25 protein-coding genes and 1 tRNA gene are annotated in these 24,107 nt (G+C 55.5%); 16 read left to right on the top strand and 10 right to left on the bottom strand.

Annotated elements, in window-relative coordinates; all coding sequences use genetic code 11:
- The first annotated feature begins 1 nt into the window (after nt 1).
- Nucleotides 2-346, top strand: coding sequence for a hypothetical protein (locus U367_RS1000000131440; protein ID WP_134743117.1), 345 nt, complete (start codon nt 2-4; stop codon nt 344-346).
- A gap of 165 nt (nt 347-511) precedes the next feature.
- Here U367_RS1000000131440 and U367_RS0100845 read toward each other — a convergent pair whose 3' ends face one another.
- On the bottom strand, nt 512-922 hold the full coding sequence (locus tag U367_RS0100845; RefSeq protein ID WP_028615340.1) for a hypothetical protein: 411 nt from the start codon (nt 920-922) through the stop codon (nt 512-514).
- A 183-nt stretch (nt 923-1,105) separates the two neighbouring features.
- Between U367_RS0100845 and U367_RS0100840 the strand changes: the two genes are divergently transcribed.
- From U367_RS0100840 to U367_RS0100820, 5 genes are all read left to right on the top strand, one after another.
- Nucleotides 1,106-1,181, top strand: a tRNA-Thr gene (locus tag U367_RS0100840).
- A gap of 372 nt (nt 1,182-1,553) precedes the next feature.
- A complete protein-coding gene (locus tag U367_RS1000000132870; RefSeq protein ID WP_455566564.1) occupies nt 1,554-2,174 on the top strand; it encodes a DUF7673 family protein in 621 nt (206 codons plus the stop codon).
- The gene (locus U367_RS0100830; RefSeq protein WP_028615339.1) at nt 2,171-2,422 is read left to right on the top strand and encodes a hypothetical protein; all 252 of its coding nucleotides are present in this window, start codon (nt 2,171-2,173) and stop codon (nt 2,420-2,422) included. Before U367_RS1000000132870 ends, U367_RS0100830 begins: the two co-directional genes overlap by 4 nt.
- A 124-nt stretch (nt 2,423-2,546) precedes the next feature.
- A complete protein-coding gene (locus U367_RS0100825) occupies nt 2,547-2,855 on the top strand; it encodes a hypothetical protein (RefSeq protein WP_028615338.1) in 309 nt (102 codons plus the stop codon).
- A gap of 239 nt (nt 2,856-3,094) precedes the next feature.
- Nucleotides 3,095-3,418: a hypothetical protein gene (locus U367_RS0100820; protein ID WP_028615337.1), complete on the top strand. Its 324-nt coding sequence runs from the start codon at nt 3,095-3,097 to the stop codon at nt 3,416-3,418.
- Here the strand turns inward: U367_RS0100820 and U367_RS1000000130620 are convergent.
- The gene (locus tag U367_RS1000000130620; RefSeq protein ID WP_073859986.1) at nt 3,391-3,651 is read right to left on the bottom strand and encodes an ogr/Delta-like zinc finger family protein; all 261 of its coding nucleotides are present in this window, start codon (nt 3,649-3,651) and stop codon (nt 3,391-3,393) included. The two genes, U367_RS0100820 and U367_RS1000000130620, sit on opposite strands and share 28 nt — an antisense overlap.
- A 264-nt stretch (nt 3,652-3,915) precedes the next feature.
- On the opposite strand from U367_RS1000000130620, the gene U367_RS1000000131435 reads away from it, so the two are divergent.
- The 4 genes from U367_RS1000000131435 (at nt 3,916) to U367_RS1000000132220 (ending at nt 8,989) form a co-directional block, all read left to right on the top strand.
- Nucleotides 3,916-4,827, top strand: a complete 912-nt coding sequence (locus U367_RS1000000131435) for a DUF4238 domain-containing protein (RefSeq protein WP_073859985.1) — start codon at nt 3,916-3,918, stop codon at nt 4,825-4,827.
- Between the two features lie 42 nt (nt 4,828-4,869).
- Nucleotides 4,870-6,696, top strand: coding sequence for a hypothetical protein (locus U367_RS0100805; protein ID WP_028615336.1), 1,827 nt, complete (start codon nt 4,870-4,872; stop codon nt 6,694-6,696).
- 405 nt (nt 6,697-7,101) lie between these two features.
- On the top strand, nt 7,102-7,392 hold the full coding sequence (locus U367_RS1000000130610; RefSeq protein ID WP_073859984.1) for a DUF3077 domain-containing protein: 291 nt from the start codon (nt 7,102-7,104) through the stop codon (nt 7,390-7,392).
- A gap of 439 nt (nt 7,393-7,831) precedes the next feature.
- Nucleotides 7,832-8,989 carry a colicin-like pore-forming protein gene (locus tag U367_RS1000000132220; RefSeq protein ID WP_050587821.1) on the top strand — a complete coding sequence of 386 codons (1,158 nt, stop codon included), beginning with the start codon at nt 7,832-7,834 and terminating at the stop codon, nt 8,987-8,989.
- A gap of 11 nt (nt 8,990-9,000) precedes the next feature.
- On the opposite strand, the gene U367_RS1000000130600 is transcribed toward U367_RS1000000132220, so the two are convergent.
- Both U367_RS1000000130600 and U367_RS0100785 read right to left on the bottom strand, forming a co-directional pair.
- Nucleotides 9,001-9,327 (bottom strand): colicin E1 family microcin immunity protein, encoded by a 327-nt coding sequence (locus U367_RS1000000130600; protein ID WP_073859983.1) that lies wholly within the window; start codon nt 9,325-9,327, stop codon nt 9,001-9,003.
- 246 nt (nt 9,328-9,573) lie between these two features.
- Nucleotides 9,574-10,470 (bottom strand): phage portal protein, encoded by an 897-nt coding sequence (locus U367_RS0100785; RefSeq protein ID WP_032864118.1) that lies wholly within the window; start codon nt 10,468-10,470, stop codon nt 9,574-9,576.
- A gap of 94 nt (nt 10,471-10,564) precedes the next feature.
- Between U367_RS0100785 and U367_RS0100780 the strand changes: the two genes are divergently transcribed.
- Entirely contained in the window at nt 10,565-10,939 is a 375-nt protein-coding gene (locus tag U367_RS0100780) for a helix-turn-helix transcriptional regulator (protein ID WP_028615333.1), read from the top strand.
- A gap of 15 nt (nt 10,940-10,954) precedes the next feature.
- Here the strand turns inward: U367_RS0100780 and U367_RS0100775 are convergent, their stop codons facing one another.
- From U367_RS0100775 to U367_RS0100765, 3 genes are all read right to left on the bottom strand, one after another.
- Nucleotides 10,955-11,656, bottom strand: coding sequence for an SDR family NAD(P)-dependent oxidoreductase (locus U367_RS0100775; RefSeq protein WP_028615332.1), 702 nt, complete (start codon nt 11,654-11,656; stop codon nt 10,955-10,957).
- A 20-nt stretch (nt 11,657-11,676) separates the two neighbouring features.
- Nucleotides 11,677-11,880 (bottom strand): tautomerase family protein, encoded by a 204-nt coding sequence (locus U367_RS0100770; RefSeq protein WP_016979078.1) that lies wholly within the window; start codon nt 11,878-11,880, stop codon nt 11,677-11,679.
- Between the two features lie 204 nt (nt 11,881-12,084).
- Nucleotides 12,085-13,401 (bottom strand): OprD family porin, encoded by a 1,317-nt coding sequence (locus U367_RS0100765; RefSeq protein WP_010214034.1) that lies wholly within the window; start codon nt 13,399-13,401, stop codon nt 12,085-12,087.
- A 412-nt stretch (nt 13,402-13,813) separates the two neighbouring features.
- On the opposite strand from U367_RS0100765, the gene U367_RS0100760 reads away from it, so the two are divergent.
- On the top strand, nt 13,814-15,901 hold the full coding sequence (locus U367_RS0100760; protein WP_028615331.1) for a TonB-dependent receptor: 2,088 nt from the start codon (nt 13,814-13,816) through the stop codon (nt 15,899-15,901).
- Between the two features lie 115 nt (nt 15,902-16,016).
- On the opposite strand, the gene U367_RS0100755 is transcribed toward U367_RS0100760, so the two are convergent.
- The 3 genes from U367_RS0100755 to U367_RS0100745 form a co-directional block, all read right to left on the bottom strand.
- Nucleotides 16,017-16,229 carry a hypothetical protein gene (locus tag U367_RS0100755; RefSeq protein ID WP_028615330.1) on the bottom strand — a complete coding sequence of 71 codons (213 nt, stop codon included), beginning with the start codon at nt 16,227-16,229 and terminating at the stop codon, nt 16,017-16,019.
- A gap of 234 nt (nt 16,230-16,463) precedes the next feature.
- Nucleotides 16,464-17,570 (bottom strand): agmatine deiminase, encoded by a 1,107-nt coding sequence (aguA, locus tag U367_RS0100750; RefSeq protein WP_028615329.1) that lies wholly within the window; start codon nt 17,568-17,570, stop codon nt 16,464-16,466.
- A gap of 122 nt (nt 17,571-17,692) precedes the next feature.
- Complete coding sequence (locus U367_RS0100745; protein WP_028615328.1) at nt 17,693-20,593, bottom strand: aminotransferase; 2,901 nt, start codon at nt 20,591-20,593, stop codon at nt 17,693-17,695.
- Nucleotides 20,594-20,744: 151 nt separating this feature from the next.
- On the opposite strand from U367_RS0100745, the gene rfbB reads away from it, so the two are divergent.
- The 4 genes from rfbB to rfbD are packed head-to-tail and all read left to right on the top strand — an operon-like array spanning nt 20,745 to nt 24,098.
- A complete protein-coding gene (rfbB, locus tag U367_RS0100740; protein WP_028615327.1) occupies nt 20,745-21,827 on the top strand; it encodes a dTDP-glucose 4,6-dehydratase in 1,083 nt (360 codons plus the stop codon).
- Nucleotides 21,824-22,699, top strand: a complete 876-nt coding sequence (rfbA, locus tag U367_RS0100735) for a glucose-1-phosphate thymidylyltransferase RfbA (protein WP_016979071.1) — start codon at nt 21,824-21,826, stop codon at nt 22,697-22,699. Before rfbB ends, rfbA begins: the two co-directional genes overlap by 4 nt.
- Nucleotides 22,696-23,241: a dTDP-4-dehydrorhamnose 3,5-epimerase gene (gene rfbC / locus U367_RS0100730; RefSeq protein WP_028615326.1), complete on the top strand. Its 546-nt coding sequence runs from the start codon at nt 22,696-22,698 to the stop codon at nt 23,239-23,241. Before rfbA ends, rfbC begins: the two co-directional genes overlap by 4 nt.
- Complete coding sequence (rfbD, locus tag U367_RS0100725; protein ID WP_028615325.1) at nt 23,238-24,098, top strand: dTDP-4-dehydrorhamnose reductase; 861 nt, start codon at nt 23,238-23,240, stop codon at nt 24,096-24,098. The genes rfbC and rfbD overlap by 4 nt, the downstream gene beginning before the upstream one ends.
- Nucleotides 24,099-24,107: the final 9 nt, after the last annotated feature.

Below are 24,107 nucleotides of genomic sequence, written 5' to 3'. Positions count from 1 at the left end.
CATGAACTTGCGCTGTTATTTCGCGAAAATTGCTGTCCGCGTGGACAACAACGGCGCAAAACTGACATACCCATCAATAAATATTCGATTGCCCAACATGGTCTCGAAAAATTACCTACATCAAACCGCGATTAATCTGACGGTTTATATCGCGCAACAGAATACGGAAACCTCACCTGTATTCAAGGGAAAACCAGCCGAGCGGTTGATTCGAATCACCCGCGAAGCCACGGCCCGTGTATCGGTGCGTACAGGCGGCGCCTCGCTGGACAGCGAAGCAAAACCCGCGCCGCATGACTCCCCTAGGGCACTCAATCTGCTAAGCCCGGAGGATACCGCCCATTAACTAAACTAAATTGATCGCAGTCAGCCTGTTGGCTGTTGGCTTTTGCTGCAAATGCCGACAGAGATAGGCAGTGGGCTACAAGAAGTTCGAGAAGAACTGTGGGAAGGGGCGTTGATACCCATAACAACTGGGCACCCGGGCGCCCAGTATTGGAGCGGGCCTGCCTTATTGGCGCACGCGGCACTCGGTGAACGCGTAGTCATCCTGGCAATCGCTGGTAGGGTCCGACGACACACTCACGTAGTGAACGGTATCGGCGTCGAGCAGCTTATAGGTGTACACATCCGGCGAACGTACGCCGTCCGTGCGCAACTCATTCTTGCCATTGGCCGCTGACCATGAACCCTGCTCGGTCTGGATCACCTGAGTCTGCTGCGCGTCGCGGTAGAAGGTAATGACGAAGCGACCGTCAGGCTTGAGGTTATTGGTCCACGACAGGAACTGGCATTTGCCGGTTTCGGTGCGAAGGCCTTTCCAAGTGCCGACCAGGGCGGGGTCATTACCGGGCTTATTGGAGGAACACGCGCTGAGCGCGGCGGTGAGGAGGATGAGGGATAGAGAGAGAGTCCGTTTCACGTGGGGCTTCCTTTGGATGGGATGAGATTGCACCGGGTTAGACCCTTCGGCGACCTAGGAAGAATCCTACCCTTGCTGATCGGAAAAAGGGGCGCAGATGAAAAAACCTTGGGTTCTGCAAAAATAGTCAGAATTCAGGGGTTTACAGAACCTTTCCAATCGCTATAATCGTCGCCCTAACACGCCGGTATAGCTCAGTTGGTAGAGCAACTGACTTGTAATCAGTAGGTCCCGGGTTCGACTCCTGGTGCCGGCACCATATCTCGAAGCCCCGCAACGCGGGGCTTTGTGGTTTCTGGGGTTTGGAAAATCAATCTTTCTGAAACCGCCACCCCCCCCTTCAGTCCAAGATTCGTCCAATTTCATTTTAGGGACGCCTCGACATCACGCACCTAAAAACCCATGTGCTGTACGAGTCACCTTCACCGCCCCCTCACTCAGAAACAACCAAGCCCTGACAAACACGTGAAGGCTTGGGTGTTTCTGAGGTGCCCTAACCGCATCAACCTAAATATCTGCTCCCCCCAACCTGCCTTCAAATCACGCGATAGGAGGGCACTAACTTGTACTCCAGATTCCTACCCAGTTCTTTTATTCAAAATGATGAAACAGCAATAATTATGGCCCAGCCATAAAAATCATAATTACACCGGACTGCGCCCTTCTGCCGATCAGGCCCTATGGGCTTACCAACGCCGCCGCCCGGCCATCATCCGCTACGACATCCAGGCACCATCGTCCTCAACCGCACACCGTCGGCCACTTTCTGCTGGGTCTGTACGACGGCGCGACCTTCCGCTTCAACCTCAAACACCTGCACAGCCTGGAGCTCAGCGAGTTTGAAGACTGCCTACGTGTGCTGGAAATGGACTACATGCCGGAGGTGGAAGTGCACCAACGCGTCGACGAAGGCGAATCCGTATGGAAGGAACTGATGGAGGTCTGGCGCACCCAGCCCCTGGAATACAGGGGTCGCAGCCCGGCCGATCAACGCAAAGCAGCGCTGTGCTCGAAGCGTTCCAAGGTGATCAACACCGACGGCATCCGGGCCTTCGACAACCTGATCCACGTCGCCGAAGCCGGCACCGGCCAGAGCCTCATCACCGGCCTGTTTTTGATGAGCCTGATTCACCCCCACCACTACCGGCTCAACCTCACCGACCTGCGCGGCCTGGACCTCAAGCTCTTTGAAGACTGCCTCCGCATGCTGCGCATGTACTACTTCACCCACGCCGAGGGCCGCACACCATGATCCTGCACTACAGCGCTAACGGCCTGATGGGCCGCGTCTACCTGCCCAACTGGTACCGCGAAAAAGGCACCCCGGAAGAAATGGCCGAATTCGCCACTATCGACCACTGGCGCGCCCACCCCGACAGCCGGCCGACCTTCGTCACCGTCGTGCACCTGCACAACGTCGAGGGCCACGACCTGGGGTTGTTTGAAGTGCGCTGCCAATGGCGATCCGTGTACACGGCCACCGCCTTGCAGCAAGCCTGAAAGAGACGGTGCCGAGGAGTTCGCACCTCCCCGACACCTGCCACCACAACAAGGAGCCACACCATGCAAGCACAGCACCTGCGCAGCAGCGGGCACAAGGCTACCACGGCCCGAGGACACCACCATGGATAAGCGCCGCATTGCGCACTTCCCCACCCAACAACACACCGGCACCCGCTGCCTGCGCATCGATGGCGAACTGGTATTCGTGCCAGAAGACCAACTCAAACAAGCCCGCCAACAACTGGGCCTACGCTCTGACGCGTACCTGCTGGGCGCTACCCGGTTGTTGGAGTTCGACAGCGGTTACGGTGTGGCCCGTATTCCACTGCCCGGCAAACAAGTGGTCGTCGTGTTCGAAGGGCCAGATGGACAGCGCGTCTATGGCGTCGTCTCCCTCGATGCTTTGAGCATCCACCTCAGCGCACCCTGATGCACACGCCAAGGTGAAACAGGGGCGCTTCGGCGCCCTTGTTTTTGTAAATGAATGAAACAGCGCCAGAACTCAGTGAACGCTGGGCACCCCGTTATTCAGTGCGCTACGGCTCGCTGAAACTCCCGAATTAGAGCCATCGACATGCACAAATTCGCTTCAAAAATTTTCAGCAGAACACAGCTGAGTTCGTACGCAACAGAGGCAAAGGCGCTGACGATGGAACGTTTTTTCGTAGGATGGTTGGCGATATTACCTACTTACAAACGCAGGGCAAACGCCCACTGGCGGGGAAAAATCCGGCCCTTAAACTACCGGCCAACTACATCGAAAAAGGAGAAATCGTTGTGTTGAATGCCCCCGTCTGCATCATGAAAATGCGCGACCAATTTGAGGAATGCGGCGACAGCTTCGCCCTGCTGGTTGCCCTGCTCACCACCGGTTTACAACTGACGCAACGCGCCAGACTCGCCCTGATTGACTACGGAGTGGCCCAGCTCAATGGCTTTGAAAAAGCCGAAGAGATGCTGCGCAACTATGTGGAGGAGACCACGCCGAGTTGATCAAACAGGTCGCGCTGCTGGACCTTGGACAAACTGCGCAGGCGGTCGAACAGCAAACGGTCGACCGCCTGGGCGGAGGGGTTGAGGGTGTGGGAGAAGGTCAGGTTGGCGACCCAGGTGTGGCCACAGTGAGGGGAGCTGCATTGGCAGTAGAGGCGGGCGAATTCTAGGGTTAGCTCGTCGCGGGAGGCGATTCGACCTTTTTCTCCACATACTTTGCAATAAACCCGCATAGGCTTCTCTATAAGAAACAATGTGATAGCAGTTTATCACTGTGAGCACGCTCTGCCGGAAAACCATTCGCTATACCGAAATTTATTCCCCGTACAAGAAAATCCCTTAAGCATTGGACTTCCTTGCATCCTAGGCGATATGCCACTATTCAGAACTAAATCCGGCACTACGTCGTGCTCTTGCCAAGCGTGCCCTATCGGAAGACTACGAAAACTTAGCCCATCGAGGGCTACCTATATCAACCTCAAAGGACGGAAATTAGTATGCAACGGAAAATGAAATCTGCTTTGCATCATTGGTGGCCGAGATGCGTTTCTAAAAACTGGGCGGATGATGATGGATTCACCAGCTGGATCAGCCCTGATGGGACTTGCAAAAAAATTCCACCTGCGAAATTAGGTATGATTGGCAATGGGCACCACATAAAGCTGAACGCCAATCCTTCCGAAGACTCACCATTTGACACTAGCTTCGAGAACGTCTTTGACAATGCCGACAGCAACTTCCCGACTTTAATTGAATGGTTGAGTACTCTACGGTACGAAAAAATACCAGACAAAGACTTTAAAGATCGCTTCACCCCTGAAGTAGCGACTAACGACCAACTTAAACTCTTCACTGAATGCGTAGTCTCTCTTGCAGTTAGAAGCCCTATGAACAGAGAGGCATCGGTTGCAATAGCTGAAAAACTTAGAGGCCGTTTACCATCACAAGAAAGAAACGCAATTATCGGACTGAATATGAGAAATGCCCAACGAATGATTGCTGACAGCATTGGATGCGACGGAAAGTATGCTGTACTGCTTTCAGAAAACAAGGAGTTCATTTTCGGAGATGGCATATTTAACAATATTTCAGGCTGCATTAATCCACCTCACAGCCCAAAAATATTGGTGGCTCTTACGCCAATGATGAGCGTAATAGTAAGCAAGCCGACCTCATACAAAAATGAGCCTAGAATCTCAACGCTTGTCCTCAACGACAGTGAGGTAGATGAATGTAACAAAGCCGTACAAATCTATTCAAAAAGCGCCCTGTTTTTCAGGAAGGATCGTCCTGTTCTTACGGATGACTTCATCCTTGATGAGCACCGTAAATATGGTTCTAAAGGCCCGCTTGATGTTTTGATTGACGGACTTCCTGGAGTAGAAACCCGCCAACGGTTCCATATGTGACTTATTCTGAATTATATCCGATCAGAACAGGAATTAACCCGTATGAAAAATGCCTTTATCCGTGGTTATGCTCAAGAATCCTACGAACGATTAATACTCCAAAAAAACAACATATTTTTTGAAGGCTTGTGGGAGCTCAATGATCGATACTACATATTGATCGACAAAAAAAGCATGGATATAACCGAGCCTGAATTCAACGAGGTCTCAGCCTGGTTCCATGAATCGTGTAGGATTATGGGCACTCCTGTAGAGATCGTTAGAGAGGCTCCTCAAGGTGCTGTTTCGGTACCCGCAAGAACCAGCATTCAACTGTCCCAGCATCACGGAGTGCCTTTTTCGACCCCTGAGTTCAATAAACTCCTCAAAACTATATTACCCAAAGACTTTCCTAGATTCGGCGTTCACTCCGATCATGGTGGAATCAGATTAGAGGTCGAGACGGATATTTCGTATGAGCAGAAGCTTGAAGTCGACCTAGCGCTAGCAAATTTAGGCTTCAACATCGAAGCAGAGATCGTAGTCAACCAAAAGGCTTGGCAACATCCTCGTGGTACAAAGCACGAAAGTGATGCTAGAAAAAATTCACCGCCTAACATAATAAAAATCGCACTAGAGGAAGACGAGGACTTTTGGGTAGACAGTAGACTCTCGCTTTTCGCAGAAGGAAATACAGATAGGCACCATTACTTAACCGCCTTCAACTCTAGAGAGGCCTGCTCCTGCTTTATAAATAGCACAGCCTTCGAACCAAAGAACATAAGAGCATATTTAACACTTTACAAACTAATCTGGATTGCTCTACCTATAAATACGCGCATCGACTCGTTCTTCAAAGGACTTAACATCACAGAAAGTGAAATAATACATTTAGTTCTTAATGGACGAGTCGGCTTTATCGTACCCGGAAAGTTACCTATGTACCCTTTAGGTTTTCTTGCCAAAATAATTGAAGCGTCTCCAAAGTCAGTAATCTTCTCAAAAAGACTTGCTGCAGCGTCTATTGCGGAATCAAGAAGACGAAATCCATTATTATTCCCAAACCTTAACAATGTGGAGAGAAGGTCAGTTTTAGACTTACTGGCAAATATAAAAGATACGCAATCGAATGCATTGCCAACAATTTTCATTGAGCACTTCTCTAAAGTCTGGCCAGCGCTTGAGTACAGTTTTAGTGATCTCGGTGCCATCGGAATGATGCGCAATGGGTTAAGCAGGGTTGCCGAAGGAATCGCAAAAGAACATCACGGAGTCGAGTTAGGTGCAGTTATCTATGAGACGATGGCATCAGTAGAGTGGGCAGCCGCCCTCGGTGCAGCTTACAGCCCAATTCAAACCCGTGAATTCAATGAAGGCCCACTGGCGGAATTCTCTGCCAGCATCATGACTGGTGTAAAACAAAATAATCTTATCGCACCAGTGTGCGACATGAACATTTTAATCAATGGAGTCCTGTGCTTAGACAATGACGCTTCAATAGTAGAGATTGAAGAGGCGTTCAAGGGATCGGACTTACTCTTACTACAAAAGGTTATCTATGAGCACGCAGGTTCTAATGAGGCGCTGCTGGAGTATATACACAGCCTAAACATACAAATCAAAAAATTCGAAAAAAATCAGAGAAAATTACAAAAAATGGATTTACTGGGATTAGTGAGCGCTGCGTCTGCAATTGCAGGGACTATTACCGCCCCAGCTGCTGTAGCTGCTGCAGCGTATATTCCAATAAGCGCATGGATTTTACAGAAGGTTTTCATGCAATCGGATTCATTTGCACAAGGCCCTATTTTAGACTGGGTCAGAGCAAAAAGCTCTATGACAACACAAGAAGCAGTTCTAATAAGCCGTCTGCGCCAGAACATGGATTAAGTCACTCATTATTGCGTGAATAACATTTATCACTCGTTTTTCGGCTCGTCGGGTAAAGCACACGCATCTTGCAGCACTGCCCGTAGCCAGTTAACCTCTGATGGTCGCTGCTCATCAGCGACCGGGCCTGGAAACCCGTCACCGAGACGCACGCAGCGTCGTCAAACCATCAGCAGACGCTTTTTTTATGTCTGCCGTTTGTGCTTTTTGGCGGCCGTGTGTGGGAGACATTCGTGTCTGCCGAGTAGTCTCTGTCTCGGTTTCCAGCCTGCGCACGGCTGCCACCCATCGCCTGGAAACGATGTGTGGCCGTCTCAGTTGGTCATCAGAGAGGTTTCACACCATGCTTGATTACCGTAGCGCCGTCCGTACCTATACCTCCAACGATCATGTGGGAGGTCAGCAATGAGCACCCCACCCTCAGCAACCACCATTGGCGTCCAAACCTTCGCAGACTGCGGCGAGGGCAAACACCATTTGAAGATGTTCCGTGTCAACGCCGGGGTTCCACTGCGTGAAGCCCTTGAACATGCCGCGCACGTCCTCGACTGCGCCACCATCCTTTCGCTTGAAGTAGCCATGGACCCCAGAAACGCGAGGCTCGCCTTTGCCGCGCATTACCTGTGTGAAATGGGCAAAGCGGTTCTGGATGACTTGCACTTGGCTATTCAGCCAGGTGGTCCGCACCCGTTGTAGTTGAGCTCGCAGACGTCCGATACGGCGCATCGGACGTCTCTTCCAGCGGGCGCTAAAGCACGCAGCCATGCCCACTTTCAAAATCTGAGTAGCTCAACGTCAGCTCAAAACGCACGACCGCAGTTGACAATCATTACCATTTACCCCAAAAAATATGCACCACTGCATAAATCGATTGCGCAAAATACTGTTTATGCATACAGTTAACGCGTGTCTCATGCTTATAAAGCAACTGAGCCATATCGTGCCCACTTCATGGATAGAAATACTCATCTGAGATAAGGATATAACTGATGACTACATTTAAATACTCCGCCGTCCTTACGGGAGCAAGTGCCCGAAAAGGTTTGAACATTCAACTGGCCGATCTGCCTAGTACCATCCATTACCTCACGAATGAGCAGGCCATACGCGAGCAACTTAAGAAGGGAGAACGACCATGAGCGAAGCTATGGAGATCGGTCCGGTAGTAATTACCGCCTATAAAGAACAGACGTATGGAGCCGGACCAATAAGCGGCGGTGGCTATGGCGATGATTTTGGTAACAGCGCTATTGGAAAAAAAATTATCGCGAACGCCCGAAAAGAAGTCAGTGAAAAATTCAGAGGATCAATTATTACCACGGCCGAAACCCAAGAAAAAGAATACGCGAAAAAACGTCAGTCAATCCCGTCAGATGTTCAGAAAAAAACTGAAGACGACAAAAAGCTTCGAAATATTAAGCCTGAGGATGAGGTTGCCAATATTTGGAGTGAGATGCGCTCTCTAGAAAATATCATCTCACAAACCTCCCTTGACGTCGTCTCACTTCAAGCAGTTGCCAATAGCTTTTACCGACGCAATTTTTTCGATCAGCCCGTCACCACTTTTATTAGGGAAGCTGCTGCACGCCTGACCTACGGTGTGTCTATTCCGGAGGACAGTTATAAAGACTGGCTAAAATCGCTTTACGCTGCATATGAGGTAAAACGACTCAACGACCTAGCTGATTTTGCAACAAGAAAAAAAGCCAATGTGGACGCACAAGCCAAAGAAGCGATGATTGCGACTAACAATATTGAAGACCCTATCAAATTCACAGCAGCCTTTTCTAAAGAGGTGGCAGGAAAATTTGGTGATAAAGCATTAATTGTCGCAAGCGAGCTGGCAGAAAGTGCTAAAGGGAGCAAAATTCGCAGTGCGGATGAGGCATTTAAGGCGTTCGATAAATATAAAGATGCACTGAATAAAAAATTTAGTGCCAGCGACAGAGCCGCAGCAGCTAAATATATCGACTCAATGGACTTTGAAGCCATTAGTAAAGCAGCAGCCAAATTTAGTAAAGGCTTCGGGCTAATTGGACCGGCCTTTGACTTTAAAGATGCCTATACTGAATACAAAAACTCTCAAAAGTCAAATGACTGGAAACCTTTTTTCGTAAAGGTCGAATCCATTGCTCTTGGTGTCGCAGCAACAGCGCTGGTTAGTGCAATGTTTGGGTTTATTGCGGTAACCCCATTGGGCATACTGACATTTGCTTTCTTGATGGCTATCACTGGCGCTCTAATTACTGACGCGAACGTTGATAAAATAAATAACTTCATAGCAGAGCTATAGTAAAAGGCTGCCTATATGGCAGCCTTCTTTGCAATGTACATACGAATAAAAAACACCACACCAAGCGGAATAGCCAATGCAAAATAGACGCCATACAATAGTGCATACCCACCATTTGCAGCCCCAGTCATTAAAGGACCCGAACTCCAAAAATCTTTACGAGTATAACGAAACACCACATCCTCGACTAAGCGCTTTGCAAATGGAAATAAAAAAGCATTAACGCCAGTTACTAAAAAAGAAAGAACCGCATCATCATCAGATTTAAAAACAAAGAAGCAAATTGCAAACATAACCAGCCCAATGACTAAATTTTTCAAATAATAGCTTTTTTCCACGACTACCACCTATTTTTGAGCATTTACATTAGGGACGTGAGCGTATCCCATGCGTGTAGACTACTGACTGCCAGAGCCATTCATCGAAATACATATTACTACAGCTTTCAATGATCTGCCTACTAGTACAAATGCGACGCAACGCACGTAAGAACTATCAGCAAACAATCAACAATATGACCAATTAACTTCCAGAAAACCGATAAAATTTAGGAAATTACGCTCCTGTTATCCTTGTAGTAAAATTCATAAAACACTGGATTTCCAGCTAATTTCTCGGTCTTGCCTCAGACGTGTGTACACCTGCAAAAACAACTGCCTAATCGGCCTTATCTCATTATTCATATACACCCGATCAATCTTTTCCACATCCCCAAACCCCGCCGCATTCTCCGGCATGCACCCCGCCAGCGCCGGGTTCATCCGCCACGCCGCGATCACGTCGTTACGGGTGATGTTCTTGATCCGTTCAAACTCATCCTTCGTCGCAATATCCCCCACCGGAATAATCTGAATCGCCTTATCCCCGCCCCCCGGAATGTTCACAAACAACGACCGAAAATTCCCCACGCCCTTACTCGCCCCAATCTGCGCCTGCATGCGTTCCTCATCCGCCTCGGACAGGTTCGGGTCATTGGTGTAGAAGATGAACCCCGCATGCGCGCCGTTGTTGTAGTACCGGCGCCGAAACAACGTGGCCGACTCATTGAGCAACAGCGCATGCATCCCTCCCAGGTAGTCAGGTACGCCGTAGATGTTCTGTTCCACGTCGTAGTCCATCACGTGTTCCACCTGGTCCTCGTCAAACTCGATCTGCTTGCCGCCCGGCAGCAGCATCACAAACCCGCCGCCGACCTTTCTGCGCATGTTCAAAGCCGGCAGGTGCTCCAGCTCCAGAACATGCCCCAGCACGTTGGTTCTGCGCTGAAAGTACCCCTCCCCAAACACCATAAAATCCAGCGCCGCACGCCCCATGGTCTGCGTGCTGCACCCGGCCGAGGGGATGAAGTCACGCAGCAGCAGGTTGCGTTTGAAGCGCGGGATGGTGCCGTGGTGGGCGTTGGCGCGTAGCAGTTTGGCCAGCCCCGTGCGGGATTCGGGCGGGGTGTAGAGCTGGCCATCGTCGCTGGCGAACACGCCCATGTATTCGCCCAGGTGGCCGGTCAGTACCGACTCGGGCGCACCGAAGCTGAATGTTTTTACCTTGCGGGGAGTAGCCGGTGGCGCGTGATCGTTCATGGCTGCCTTCGAGGGTGGACCAGCGGCTGCGCCGCTTTTTGTGGACGTTGAGGGGTTCGTGGGCCAGGGCGTGCATCACCGCCCAGGCGATGTCGGCGTGGCCGGTGGCGTCGGTATCGACGCGCTGGCGGAGATTGCGGGCATGTCACGGTCGAACTTCTGCGAACGCTTCAGCACGCTGGTCGGGCGCTCGCCGTTGCGTTATCAGAATGAATGGCGGCTGACCTTGGCGAAAACCATGCTGTCCAGACAGAACGCTCGTATCGGCGAAATTGGCTTTGCGATTGGCTATGAGTCCGAGGCGGCGTTCAGCCGCGCCTACAAAGCCTTTTTTGGTCGCTCGCCACGGGAGGATAACGCCCGGCCGGGGTAGGCTGGGACGTGTTCATCAATGACCCGCGCTTTGCCCACCGTCGACATGCAGAATCTCGCCGGTGACAAACCCAGCGCGCTCCAGATAGACGATCGCCTGGGCGATGTCACTCACCTCCCCCATATGCCCGACCGGATGCAATTGCCCGAGCGCCGCGTGGGTTTCTTCGCTGTGCATCGGCGTCTTGATGATCCCTGGGCTCACCGCGTTCACCCGGATGCCACGCTTGGCGTACTCAATCGCCAGGGACTTGGTCGCTGAGTTCAGCCCACCTTTGGTGAGGTTGGCGAGTACCGATGGCACGCCGTGGATTGCGTGGTCCGCCAGGCTGGTGGTGACGTTGACGATATGGCCAGCGTTGTTCTTTTCCATCTCGGCAATGGCGAGTTGGGTGATGTAGAAGAAGCCGTTGAGGTTCACCGCGAGCACATTGGCGTAGTCCTCCTGGGTGTAGGCCGTGAAGGGCTTGGCGATAAAAATACCGGCGTTGTTGATCAGGCTGTCGATGCGCCCGAAGGTGGCCAGGGTTTCGCGGATGACGCGCTGGGCGGTGGCCGGGTCAGCGATGTCGCCGGCGACGGTAAGGATGTCCGGGTCGGTGGACGGTTGGATCGAGCGCGAAGTGGCGACGACCCGGTAATCCAAAGCGCGGTAGGCCTGGACCACGGCGGCGCCGATACCTTGGGACGCGCCGGTGATGATGACGACTTTTTTCATGAGAGTTCTCCGGTAGGGATTCAGGCTTGGGATTTGCGGTATTCGGTGGTGGTGATTCCGGCGTAGCCCCAGTTATCGGTATCGACTTCTTCGATGACGATGTGGGTCAGGTCCGGGCGTTTGTGCAGGACGCGTTCGAGGGTTTCGGTGAACTCGGCGATGACCTGGGCTTTTTGCTCCGGGGTAACGCCGTCACGGGTGATGCGCAGGCTGACAAAGGGCATGGCAATGACTCCAGTGGCCGGCCATCGGGGTGATGGGCGGGCAGTGGGGTCAATTTAGGCTTGCGTCGGGAGGGGATAAAGACGGGGCCGGGTACTTCATTCGTACTGCGGTGTAACAAGACAGCGCTGGAATGCCAGGCATAAAAAAACCCCGAACCAGTCGGGGTTTTTTATCGCCCGGAATCAGGCGCGACGTCGGATCAATTAGAAAACGTTGATCGGGTAGTCGGCGAACAGACGGATTTCGTTACCGCCTACGTTGTACTGGTCAGCGTTGTTGGAGACACGCAGCCAGGAGGCGCGAGCACGCAGGCTCAAGTCTTTGGCTGGACCGCTCTGGACCACGTACTTGAACTGGTTCCAGATCTCACGCTCGGTGCCGTCGCCGCGGTTGGTACCGTCGTCGATGTTGGTACCGCGAACGTAGGCAACGTTGTAGGTCAGGCCTGGTACGCCGAAGGTGGCGAAGTCGATGCCGTAGCCAAGCTGCCACGAACGCTCGTCCTTGCCGTTGAAGTCGGACCAGTAGGAGTTGGCCAGCAAGATGGTGTTACCACCGTCGCCGATGCCGCCAGCGTTGCGGTATCCGCCGTAGAGGTAACCGGTGTCGCCGGTGCTGCGCTGGTGCGCGACGGTGAAGCTATGCGGGCCGACAGCCCACGTAGCGCCCAGGCTCCAGATCTTGTTGTCACGGGCGTCAGCGTCTTTCTGGTTTTCCAGGGCGAAGCTGCGGTCCAGCTTGGTTTTGTAGCCGTTGAAGTCAAAGGTCAGCGACTGCTTCTCTGGCAGGGCCAGCACGTAGTTGACGTTGACGTATTGCTTCTTCAGCACGTCCTGCATGTCGGAGGCGTACAGCGCGGCCGACAGGCTCTCGGTGAATTTGTAGCTACCACCGATGTAGTCGATGCTTTTCAGGCGACCGCTGTCGGTGCCTTCCATGCTCTTGCGGGCTTCTTTGGTGAAGTGACCTGCGTCCAGTTGCAGACCGGCGATCTCTTTGGAAACGATCGAGGTACCGGTGTAGGTTTCCGACAACAGACGGGAGTTGTCGTACTGCAGCACAGGCACGGCCGGGAACTGATCACCGTACTTGAGCACGGTGTTGGAAACGCGGAACTTCACGGCAGCGCCGCCCTTGGCCAGGTCGTGTGGTGCCGAGCCAGGGTTGTTCGAGCCATCAGGGTTGGTGGTGCCATTGCCCTGTTTGAAGAAGTCGATACCGCCAGCGCCGGCACGGCCTTTACCGCCGTCCAGACGAATAGCGTATTGGCCGATCACGTCCACACCCACACCGACGGTGCCTTGGGTGAAGCCGGACTCGAGCTTGCCGATGAAGCCTTGGCCCCACTCGGCTTTGTCTTGCTTGCCGTTCTTGTAGTCACGGCTGATGTAGGCGTTACGTGCGGCAATGTTCAGGTGGCTGTCTTCGATAAAACCCTTGGACTGGTCCTGGTCGTTTGCCATTGCTGTCGATGCGCTCAAAATCCCCAGAGCGATCAGACTCATCCGTTGCTTCAACATTTTCTTGTATTCCTTATTCCTGGTTGAGTACGCGCTGTGACACCAGGCTCCGTGTCGCTTTTTCTGGTGTCGACTTATTCCGGAAAAAAGAAGGCCCGCGGACGACTTAACAGGCCGCGGGCCTTTTTTATTGGATGAGTCATGGCGGTTAGCCACAGGCGTTGGGCGCAATCCTAGTCGCGCCCGGAACTATGTGTCAATTTCGCGAATCGTCTGTATTTAGGCGAAATAATTCTAAGCAAGCGCCTACAGCAGTCCTGTAAGCGACAAAAAACCGCACGCAAAACGGCAAAAAACACATCTCGTAACACATTTCAAAGCCGATACGTTTGGTAATGGATAACGCGCGCAAATGCAAAGCATTACCATTAACGCGCATTTTTCCTCCCTAACAATTCGGATACATTCCTCCATGCCTGCCCCTCGCCTAACGCCCATCACCCTTGGGCTTTCCGTTCTGCTGTCTGCCGGTTTTGCCTGTGCGGCCACGACCTTGCCCGAAACGTCGATCAGCGCCGAAGCTGACGAAGACGACCCGCGCATCAAGGAAACCAGCACCGCCACCCGCACCGCCACACCTGTGCGGTATGTGCCCCAGGCGATCGACTCCGTGAAAACCGAAAGCCTGCGCTCCTACGGCACCAATGACCTCGGCCAGGCATTGAGCGGCATCCCTAACGTCAGCAGCGGCGCCGACACCCGCTTCGACAGCTTGCGCATCCGCGGTTTCGACGCGAGCAATGACTTCTATCTGGATGGCATTCGCGACGACAGCCAATATGTGCGCGACTTGCACAACATCGAGCGCATTGAAGTGCTCAAGGGGCCGGCAGCCGTACTCTACGGGCGAGGCGGTCAGGGAGGGATCGTCAACCGCGTGAGCAAACTGCCTGTGGCCGGGCATAAATCGAGTATCGAGGCGCAGGGCGGCAGCAACGATCTGCGTAGCTTGTATGCCGACCTCAGCACCGACCCCACCGATAACATCAGCCTGCGCCTGAACATGGGCAACCAGGACAACAACAGCTTTCGCGACGGCGTCAGCGGCAATCGCCAGCTGTTCGCACCGTCCATGAGTTGGCAGCTCACGCCGGACCTTAACTGGCTGGTGCAATACGAATACAGCCGCTACAACCGCACGCCGGACCGTGGCATTCCGGGGGTTAACGGCCGACCAGCCGATGTGAGCCGCAGCACCACCTATTTTGATAACCGCGACTACATCGACGACAAATCCCAGTCGCTGCGCTCCAAACTGGCCTATGAGCTCAACGACAACTGGCAACTGCGCCAGACACTCGGTGTGTTCAAGCTCGACAGTGATTTCGACAATACCTACCAAACCGCCTATGTGCCGGCGAACAACAGCGTCACACGCCAACGCTGGCAGCAAGACCTGAACACCCTCAACATCTTCAACAACGTCGAGCTGGAAGGTGGCTTCAGCACCTACGGCCTGGAGCACCGCCTGCTTACCGGCCTCGAACTGGGCAGCCAGCGCCGCGATCCGAAGCTGTACACCGCCACTGCCGTCAGTAGAGGCGGTCAGGCCGTGCCGAGCCTGGACCTCAACCAACCCAACCGTAACCTCAGCCACACCGGCCGTATGAGCGTGTCGAGTAACAACCACACCGAAGTCGAAAGCCGTGCCCTTTATGTGCAGGATCAACTGCGCCTGAATGATCATTGGCAAGTCCTGGCCGGCCTGCGTTACGACCGCTTTGAAGTCGACACCAAGAACAAGTTGCTCAACACCCAACAGGACGTCAAAAGCCACAGCACCAGCCCGCGCTTTGGCCTGGTCTGGACGCCGCTGGAACATCACTCGTTCTACGCATCGTGGAGCAAGACATTTTCGCCTGCGGGCGGTGGCTTGATCGGTATCACTCCCAACGCTGCCGGCAGCGTCAACGACCTGAGCCCGGAGCTGACCAAGCAGAAGGAAATCGGCGTCAAGAGCGACTGGCTCGACGACCGCCTGAGCACCACCCTGGCGGTGTACGAGCTGGAACTCTACAACCGCCGCACCAGCGACCCGCTGGACCGTACCATCACCCTGCTCAGCGGCTTGCAGCGCTCACGTGGCGTGGAGCTGACCGCCACCGGCAAGATCGTCGGCAATTGGTATGTGCGCGGCGGTGTCGGCCTGCAGGATGCCAAGGTCGAGAAGGACAACAACGGCTTCGAAGGCAAACGCGTCAGCGATGTGGCCAAGCGCAATGCCAGTGTGTTCATCACCTGGAAGCCAGAGATGGGCTGGTACGCAGAAACCGGCCTGACGCTGGTGGGCGACCGTTACGCCGACAGCCTCAACACCGTCGTATTGCCGGGTTATGGTCGTTGGGATGCGTTGGCCGGGTTTCGTCAGAAGGAATGGGACGTGAGGGCGGCGCTGAACAACATCGCGGATAAAACCTACTACGCGTCGGCGACCAGTGTGGCGCAGATTCAGCCAGGGGAACCGCGTAGTGTGGTGGTGACAGCTACCTACAGCTTCTAAAAGTCTTCCTGTAGGAGCGAGCTTTCTCGCGAAAAACCCGAGAGCGCCGCGATTAACCAGGATCGCTGCGTTATCGTTGGCGACCTTCGCGAGCAAGCTCGCTCCTACAAGTGCATCAGTTCATCAACTCGCACAACGCGTGCACTTCATCCTCACTGAACAACCCCGCCGGGTAACGTTCATTTATCACGCAGCGCAAGTCAGGCTGTTGCCTGATCTGTCGCGAGCCGTTTTCCTTCAACCAGAGCGCCAGCGCATGGATCGCGTCGCCGTTGACCCGCAAAGGGTGAAACGTGCGCGTGTACATCAGGTTGATATCGGCATTCATTTCAGCGCTCTCTCCTACTGCGTGAGCGGCTAACTTACTCAAGGTTTATGACAGAACTGCGCAGTCATCGCCTTGGGCCACTGTGACAACGGCGATACAAGAGCTATGCCAATGTCTCGTGCCCATAGGCGTTTGGACACAAAAAAGCCCGCGACCTGTCTGGGTCGCGGGCTTGTTGTGGAGGACTGAACCGATCAACGCCGGTTCATCCTCATAGCGCTGTTACAACTGCACTCAATTTTTGTGCGGGGCCGGCTGTTGTTGAGTCAGGCAGTGGATGTTGCCGCCGCCCAGTAACAGTTCGCGGCCCGGCACCATCACCACTTCATGCTGCGGGAACAGCTCTTGCAGGATGGATTTGGCCTGGCTGTCCAGCGGGTCGTCGAAGCTTGGCGCGATGATGCCACCGTTGACGATCAGGAAGTTGACGTAGGAACCCGCCAACCGCACGGTCGGATTACGTTCCTGGGTACCGTCAACCGGGTCAACGCCGGCGCATTCTTCTTCGGTCGCATACAGCGGGCCTGGGATCGGCATTTTATGCACTGTGAACGAGCGACCCTGGGCGTCGGTGCTGCTTTGCAGCACGTCCATGGCAGCGTGGCAGCGCGCATAGTTCGGGTCTTGTGGGTCGTCGGTCCAGGCCAGCAGCACTTCGCCTGGGCGCACGTAGCAGCAGAAGTTATCCACATGACCGTCGGTTTCGTCGTTGAACAGGCCGTCCGGCAACCAGATGATCTTATCCACAGCCAGGTTGGCGCTCAGCACCGCTTCGATCTCGGCACGGACGAGGTGCGGGTTGCGATTGCGGTTGAGCAGGCATTCCTCGGTGGTGATCAGGGTGCCTTCGCCGTCGACATGGATCGAGCCGCCTTCCAGCACAAAACCTTCGGTGCGATAGCGCGAAGCGCGTTCGATTTCGAGAATCTTGCCGCCGACTTGGGAGTCGCGATTCCATGGCGAATACAGACCGCCGTCAAAACCACCCCAGGCGTTGAAGTCCCAGTTCACGCCGCGCACTTCGCCGCTGTTGTTGATCACGAAGGTCGGGCCGGTATCGCGTACCCAGGCGTCATCGCTGGACATCTCCACCACGCGGATATTCGGCACATCCAGGCGCGCGCGCGCGTTTTCGTACTGGCCAGCGGAAACCGCCACGGTGACCGGCTCAAAACGCGCAATGGCCTTGGCCACCGCCACATGAGCGGCTTGCGCGGGTTTGCCACCCAGGCGCCAGTTATCCGGGCGCTCCGGCCAGATCATCCAGGTCTGGGTCTGTGGCGCCCATTCGGCAGGCATATGAAAGCCATCGGCGCGGGGGGTGCTGTGCAGGGTGGTCATGGCGATCAGGACTCCGAATGGGGGTGAAGGCCGACTTTATAATGGATAAAAATCGGCTTTAATAGCGACACAAGATAATAACGGGAAAATATTACAACAATTAACCGATAACAATCGGCAAATTACAAATGCTCATCGAGCACCTTCGACAGCATGTCGACGAAAAAATCCACGCTACGCTGGGACGTGACCATCGGCGGCTTGATCTTGAGGATGTTCAGATAGTCACCGGTGGGCTGCATGAAAATACCCAGCTCGCGCAGGCGATCACACAGCAAGGTAGTTTCTTCGGTGGCAGGCTCCAGAGTCTGGCGGTCGCGCACCAACTCCAGCCCGAGATAAAAACCCGAGCCATGAACAGCCCCCACTAACGGATGACGGTCAATCAGTTCCTCCAATCTTGCCTTGAAATGCCCGCCAACCACCTGGGCGTTTTCCCACAGTTTTTCCTCCTCCATCACGTCCAGCACGGCCATGCCAATGCGGCAACTGACCGGACTGCCTCCCGACGACGAGAAAAAGTAACCCTCGGCCTCCAGCGCTTCGGCGATTTCCCGGCGGGTAATCACCGCGCCCAGCGGCTGGCCATTGCCCATGCCCTTGGCCATGGTGATGATGTCGGGTACCACGCCCTGCTCTTCAAAGCCCCAGAAGAAATGCCCCATGCGGCCGTAACCCACCTGCACTTCATCGGCGATACACACGCCGCCCTGGGCACGAACGAGTCCATACACCTGCTGCAAATAGCCCGGCGGCAACGAGATCCCCCCGGCATTCCCATACACCGGCTCGCAGATGAAACCCGCCAGTTGGCGTTGGCTCGCGGCGATTTTCGCCAGGTTGTGTTCCACGCTTCGTACGTAGTCCGGCGCACTGTCCTGCCCACGGAACTCGCCGCGATAGGTATTGGGCGCGGTCACCGGGTGTACCCAGTCCGGGCGACTGCTTAATGCCTGAGGGTTGTCGGCAATCGACGTGGACACCGCATCCGCCGCCACCGACCAGCCGTGATAGGCCTCCAGCACGCTGAGCATGTCGCGCCCGCCGCTGAAGGCCCAGGCCAGGCGGATCGCCAAGTCATTGGCCTCGGTGCCGCTGTTGACCAGGAATACCCGGTCCATGCCTTCTGGCGCCAGCGACAGCAAACGTTCGGAAAATTCGGCAATCGCCGCGTAGTGGAAGCGCGAGTTGGTATTGAGCAGCGACCACTGCCGCGCGGCCACCGCCGCCATGCGCGGATGGCCATGGCCCAGCACAGCGACGTTATTGAGCATGTCCAGGTAGGAACGGCCCTGCATGTCTATCAAGTGGTTGCGCCAGCCACGCTCGATACGCGGCGGGTCAACGTAATAGTGCTTTTGCGAACGGGCGAAACTGGCGTCGCGGCGGGCCAGCAGGGCCTCGGGGTCCAACTCGGGTTCGGCGTCGCAGGCCAGGCCCAACAGCGCGGCCGGCGACGGACACAGCGACTGCCATGCCTGTGCCCGTGACGGCGTGCAAAACAACGGTGCGGGTATGTCAGCACGGCATAGCTGCACGGTGAGCGGGCCTTCGACCTCACCGATCACCTGGCCCTTGAGCACTGCGGCACCTGGCTGCAACTGTACTTTAAGGCCCCATAGCCAAACGCTTGCCTCGCTGCTGTGCACCTGAAGCTCACCGTTGGCGCCCCGTCGCACAACACCCGCAAACGGCGCTTCAACCGATGTACCCGACGGCACGTGCAGTTCGACATGCAACGGGAACGTCTCTGGCTCATTCGCGCTGTCGGGCTGGGTACGCGACAAACGGTATTGCCCATAACGACTCGCCGCCAGGCCATGCACCGCCGCCGCCTCCTGCAACAAGCGTTGATCAACGCCGGGTTGTTCCCAGTTACCGGCCTCGAAATGTGGGCTGAGCACGCCCAGGTCGATCAACGCAAACTCACGCCCAACCAACCCTGGCAGCAACGGCGCAAAGCCCTGGCTGGCGATGGGTGCGGGCGCCTGCCCGACGCACCCCAGAATGGCCGCCTCCATTAATTCAAACGGCACTGACGTCGCTACATGGAAGATTTCCCACTCATGTTCAGCGTTTTTCAGCAGGTAACTGTTATCCGGATCCAGGCGTTGCTGCTGCTCGCTGCTCAACACCAGCACCGCCGCACGGGCGACGATCAACGGCCACAGCGCCCGCAATTCTTCGTGCTGCAACGGCGTCACCGCGTGACACGCTTGAATCGCCGGCAAGATCGCAAAGGGATCGCCCTCGGCATGGTGCAGCAGCGCGGCGCAGGTCACCGACAGGTCGGCAATGCGCCAGGTATGCACCAGGTCGCCGAAGTCGATCACGCCCTGAACCTGCCAGTGCCGTTGCGCATCGCGCTGCCACACCACGTTGTCGTCGGTGATGTCCATATGCACCGCCTGCCACGGCAGGTGATCGGCCAGGGGGCGGATACGCTCCTCGACCTGCTCAGCCACTTGCTCCAGTGCCGCGCGATGCGGGAGGTTTACCAGCGTCGCCAGTAGATGCTTGATCAATGCCTGGGCATGGCGCGGGTCCCACTGCAGCGTGCGCGCAAGGCCCGGATGCTCAAACCGCGCCAGCGCCTGGCTCATCCGCCCACACAGGTCACCAAACCCTGCGATCACCCCACGCCCCAAGTGAGGCTGATGGGTCAACGGCTGGCCATCGATGTAATCCAGTACCCGCACGTGCAGGGCTTGGCCGTCGAGGGTCAGGGTCAACAACTCTTCCCCCGTCAAAGACTTGATGACCTTGGGTACGCGCACAGCCTGCAGGCTGTTGAGCGCCGCGTGCTGGGCGTGCAACTCAACAGCGTCGTAGTCGCCCCGGCAGATTTTCAGAACAAACCGGCCGCGGGGGCTGTCGACTTTGTAGTTGAGGTCTTGCTGGCTGCCCAATGATTGCAAGGTGCCAGTGAGGTCGTAATGTTGCTTGAGCAGGTGAGCCGCCTGATCGGAGCCCACTTGCGGGCAGGGTAGGCTGGCGCGATGGACCAGAGTGGCGAGCGGCATTGTGACGACCTCGATTTTTTTAGGCGTCTATATCGCCATTGTTCTGGTGGATAACGCAACCCCTACGCATACCGCGCTTGCACCACCTCGCCACACAACTCAAGCTATGCTCCATTCGCTTAATGTCCGTATAAGGAAAAGGCCCTCCGACATGCGCATTCTCATCACCGGTGGTGCCGGTTTTATTGGCTCTGCCCTGATCCGACACCTGATTCAACACACTGAGCACGAAGTCCTCAACCTGGACAAACTCACCTATGCGGGCAATCTGGAGTCGCTGACCAGCATCGCGTCCAACAGCCGTTATGAGTTTGTCCAGGCCGATATCATCGATCAGGCCACTGTCAGCGCTGTACTGGAGCGCTTCGAGCCCCAGGCGATCATGCACCTGGCGGCAGAGTCCCATGTGGACCGCTCGATTGATGGCCCCTCGGACTTCATTCAAACCAATATCGTCGGCACCTACAGCCTGCTGGAAGCCGCTCGCGCCTACTGGCAGAAATTGGCCGAGCCCGCCAAAGGCAGCTTCCGTTTTCATCACATTTCCACTGACGAAGTGTACGGTGACCTGCACGGTGTGGATGACCTGTTCACCGAAACCACGCCCTATGCGCCCAGCTCGCCGTACTCTGCGAGCAAGGCCGCATCCGACCACCTGGTACGCGCATGGCAACGCACCTATGGCTTGCCGGTGCTGCTTACGAACTGTTCGAACAATTATGGGCCGTTCCATTTTCCCGAGAAGCTGATCCCCCTGGTGATCCTCAACGCACTCGCGGGCAAGCCATTGCCGGTCTACGGTGATGGCTTACAAGTACGTGACTGGCTGTTCGTCGAGGACCATGCCCGCGCGCTGCTGAAAGTGGTAACCGAGGGTGTCGTCGGCGAAACCTATAATATCGGCGGCCACAATGAGCAAAAAAACATCGATGTCGTGCGTGGCATCTGCCAATTGCTGGAAGAGTTGGCACCCCAACGCCCCAGCGGCGTCGAAAAATTCGCCGACCTGATCACGTTCGTCAAAGACCGACCCGGCCACGATCAGCGTTATGCGATCGACGCCAGCAAGATTGAACGTGAGCTAGGCTGGGTTCCTGAAGAAACCTTCGAAACCGGTTTGCGCAAAACCGTGCAGTGGTACCTCGATAACCTGGAATGGTGCCGTAGGGTCCAGGATGGCAGCTATCAGGGCGAACGTTTAGGCAACACCGACTTTAAGGATTTGATCGCATGATGAAGGGAATCGTATTGGCCGGCGGTTCCGGCACCCGTTTGCACCCCATTACCCTGGGTGTGTCCAAACAACTGTTGCCGGTGTATGACAAGCCGATGATCTACTACCCGATCTCGGTGTTGATGCTAGCGGGTATCAAGGAAATCCTGGTGATTTCCACACCCGTGGACCTGCCGCAATACCGCAACCTGCTGGGCGATGGCAGCCAGTTTGGCGTGCGTTTCAGCTACGCCGAGCAGCCCACCCCGGATGGCCTGGCCCAGGCGTTCATCATCGGCGAGGAATTCATTGGCAATGACCCTGTGTGCCTGATCCTGGGCGACAATATCTTCCATGGTCAGCATTTCGGTGAACAACTGCTTGGGGCGGCCAAACGGCCTTCTGGCGCTACCGTTTTCGGTTACTGGGTCAAGGACCCTGAGCGCTTTGGCGTGATCGATTTCGACAGCGCGGGCCGTGCCCTCTCCATCGAAGAAAAACCGGCGAAGCCAAAATCCAGCTACGCGGTGACCGGCCTGTATTTCTACGACAACGACGTGATCAAGATCGCCAAGGCGGTCAAGCCTTCGCCTCGTGGGGAACTTGAGATTACCGACGTCAACAACGCCTACCTCAAGCGCGGTGACCTGCATGTAGAGCGTTTTGGCCGTGGGTTTGCCTGGCTCGACACAGGCACCCATGACAGCTTGCTGGAAGCCTCGCAGTACGTGCAGACCATCGAGCACCGCCAAGGCCTGAAAGTCGCCTGCCTCGAAGAAATCGCCTATGAAAACGGCTGGATCGACCGCGACCACCTGCTGGAACGTGCCAAGTACTTCGGCAAGACCGGTTATGGTCAATACCTGTACTCGCTGGCCGGAGAAAACCAGTGAACGTCATTGAAACATCACTGCCCGGCGTGCTGATCATTGAACCCAAAGTGTTCGGTGATGAGCGTGGCTTCTTCTACGAAAGCTTCAACGCCCGGGCTTTCGAAGAGGCGACGGGTCTCAAGCGTCACTTTGTGCAGGACAATCACTCGCGCTCGCAAAAAGGCGTGCTGCGCGGCCTGCATTACCAACTCGAACACACCCAGGGCAAACTGGTGCGTGTCACCGCCGGTGAAGTGTTGGACGTAGCCGTCGATATCCGCCGAAGCTCGCCGAATTTCGGCCAGTGGGTAGGTGTACGCTTATCGGCCCAGAACCACCGCCAACTCTGGGTGCCGGAAGGTTTCGCCCATGGATTCGTGGTACTGAGTGAACACGCCGAATTCCTGTACAAAACCACGGACTACTACCAGCCCAGTGCCGAACGCTGCATCCTGTGGAATGACCCGACACTGGCCATCGACTGGGAGCTGGGCGAGGCGCCACAGTTGTCCGCCAAGGACCAGGCGGGTAAACCCTTGCTGGAAGCCGACCTGTTCCCATGAAGATCTTGATCACCGGCCAACATGGCCAAGTCTCCCGCGAACTGCAACTGCGTCTCCAAGGCCTGGGCGAGCTTATCGTCCTGGGACGCGACCAGCTTGACCTGGCTGACGCAGACCAGATCCGCCAGCAAGTGCGAGCCCATCGCCCAGGCTTGATCATCAACGCAGCAGCCCACACTGCCGTCGATCTGGCCGAAAGCGAACCGGACGCTGCGTTTGCCATCAACGCCATCGCCCCGCGCATTCTCGCTGAGGAAGCCAAGGCGCTGGGCATCCCGCTGATCCACTATTCCACCGACTACGTGTTCGACGGCAGCAAACCTGCGCCTTATACCGAAACCGACACGCCCAACCCGCTGGGCGTCTACGGCCAAAGCAAATTGGCGGGCGAGCAGGCGATTACGGCCGTCGGTGGCAAACATCTCATTCTGCGCACCAGTTGGGTCTACTCCAACCACGGCAAGAACTTCCTGCTGACCATGCAGCGCCTGCTGCAAGAGAAACCGCAGATGCGCATCGTCGCCGACCAGATCGGCGCGCCAACCTGGGCCGGCAGCATTGCCAACAGCACGCGTACGTTGATCGAGCGCTGGCAAGCAGGCGAACAGGGAGAATGGGGCATTTATCACCTGACCGCCGGAGGGGAGACCTCATGGTTCGGTTTTGCCCAGGCCATTGGCGAGCACCTGCGCGAACAGGGCAAAGCCTGCGCCGAACTGGAGCCCATCCCTTCCAGCGCTTATCCGACACCCGCCCAGCGTCCGCTGAACTCGCGCCTGGACTGCAGCAGACTGCTACAGCAATGGCACGTCAGCCAGCCACACTGGCAAGATGCATTGCGCGAGTGTCTTGCATAGCAGCACTAG

The sequence above is a fragment of the Pseudomonas canadensis genome, from assembly GCF_000503215.1.
GTDB lineage: Bacteria > Pseudomonadota > Gammaproteobacteria > Pseudomonadales > Pseudomonadaceae > Aquipseudomonas > Aquipseudomonas canadensis.
The sequence above is the reverse complement of the archived record's forward strand: the minus strand, read 5'-3'. Positions and strand labels throughout refer to the sequence as shown.

Coding starts and splice junctions, on each gene's coding strand:
- U367_RS0100765 (WP_010214034.1), bottom strand. CDS start 13,401: ATGTTGAAGCAACGGATGAGTCTGATCGCTCTGGGGATTTTGAGCGCA.
- U367_RS0100820 (WP_028615337.1), top strand. CDS start 3,095: ATGGTTGGCGATATTACCTACTTACAAACGCAGGGCAAACGCCCACTG.
- U367_RS1000000130610 (WP_073859984.1), top strand. CDS start 7,102: ATGAGCACCCCACCCTCAGCAACCACCATTGGCGTCCAAACCTTCGCA.
- U367_RS1000000130620 (WP_073859986.1), bottom strand. CDS start 3,651: ATGCGGGTTTATTGCAAAGTATGTGGAGAAAAAGGTCGAATCGCCTCC.
- U367_RS1000000131435 (WP_073859985.1), top strand. CDS start 3,916: ATGCAACGGAAAATGAAATCTGCTTTGCATCATTGGTGGCCGAGATGC.
- U367_RS0100760 (WP_028615331.1), top strand. CDS start 13,814: ATGCCTGCCCCTCGCCTAACGCCCATCACCCTTGGGCTTTCCGTTCTG.
- rfbB (WP_028615327.1), top strand. CDS start 20,745: ATGCGCATTCTCATCACCGGTGGTGCCGGTTTTATTGGCTCTGCCCTG.
- U367_RS0100755 (WP_028615330.1), bottom strand. CDS start 16,229: ATGAATGCCGATATCAACCTGATGTACACGCGCACGTTTCACCCTTTG.
- U367_RS1000000132220 (WP_050587821.1), top strand. CDS start 7,832: ATGAGCGAAGCTATGGAGATCGGTCCGGTAGTAATTACCGCCTATAAA.
- U367_RS0100825 (WP_028615338.1), top strand. CDS start 2,547: ATGGATAAGCGCCGCATTGCGCACTTCCCCACCCAACAACACACCGGC.
- U367_RS0100775 (WP_028615332.1), bottom strand. CDS start 11,656: ATGAAAAAAGTCGTCATCATCACCGGCGCGTCCCAAGGTATCGGCGCC.
- aguA (WP_028615329.1), bottom strand. CDS start 17,570: ATGACCACCCTGCACAGCACCCCCCGCGCCGATGGCTTTCATATGCCT.
- U367_RS0100745 (WP_028615328.1), bottom strand. CDS start 20,593: ATGCCGCTCGCCACTCTGGTCCATCGCGCCAGCCTACCCTGCCCGCAA.
- U367_RS0100830 (WP_028615339.1), top strand. CDS start 2,171: ATGATCCTGCACTACAGCGCTAACGGCCTGATGGGCCGCGTCTACCTG.
- U367_RS1000000131440 (WP_134743117.1), top strand. CDS start 2: ATGAACTTGCGCTGTTATTTCGCGAAAATTGCTGTCCGCGTGGACAAC.
- U367_RS0100780 (WP_028615333.1), top strand. CDS start 10,565: ATGGCTGCCTTCGAGGGTGGACCAGCGGCTGCGCCGCTTTTTGTGGAC.
- U367_RS0100770 (WP_016979078.1), bottom strand. CDS start 11,880: ATGCCCTTTGTCAGCCTGCGCATCACCCGTGACGGCGTTACCCCGGAG.
- U367_RS0100805 (WP_028615336.1), top strand. CDS start 4,870: ATGAAAAATGCCTTTATCCGTGGTTATGCTCAAGAATCCTACGAACGA.
- rfbA (WP_016979071.1), top strand. CDS start 21,824: ATGATGAAGGGAATCGTATTGGCCGGCGGTTCCGGCACCCGTTTGCAC.
- rfbD (WP_028615325.1), top strand. CDS start 23,238: ATGAAGATCTTGATCACCGGCCAACATGGCCAAGTCTCCCGCGAACTG.
- U367_RS0100785 (WP_032864118.1), bottom strand. CDS start 10,470: ATGGGCGTGTTCGCCAGCGACGATGGCCAGCTCTACACCCCGCCCGAA.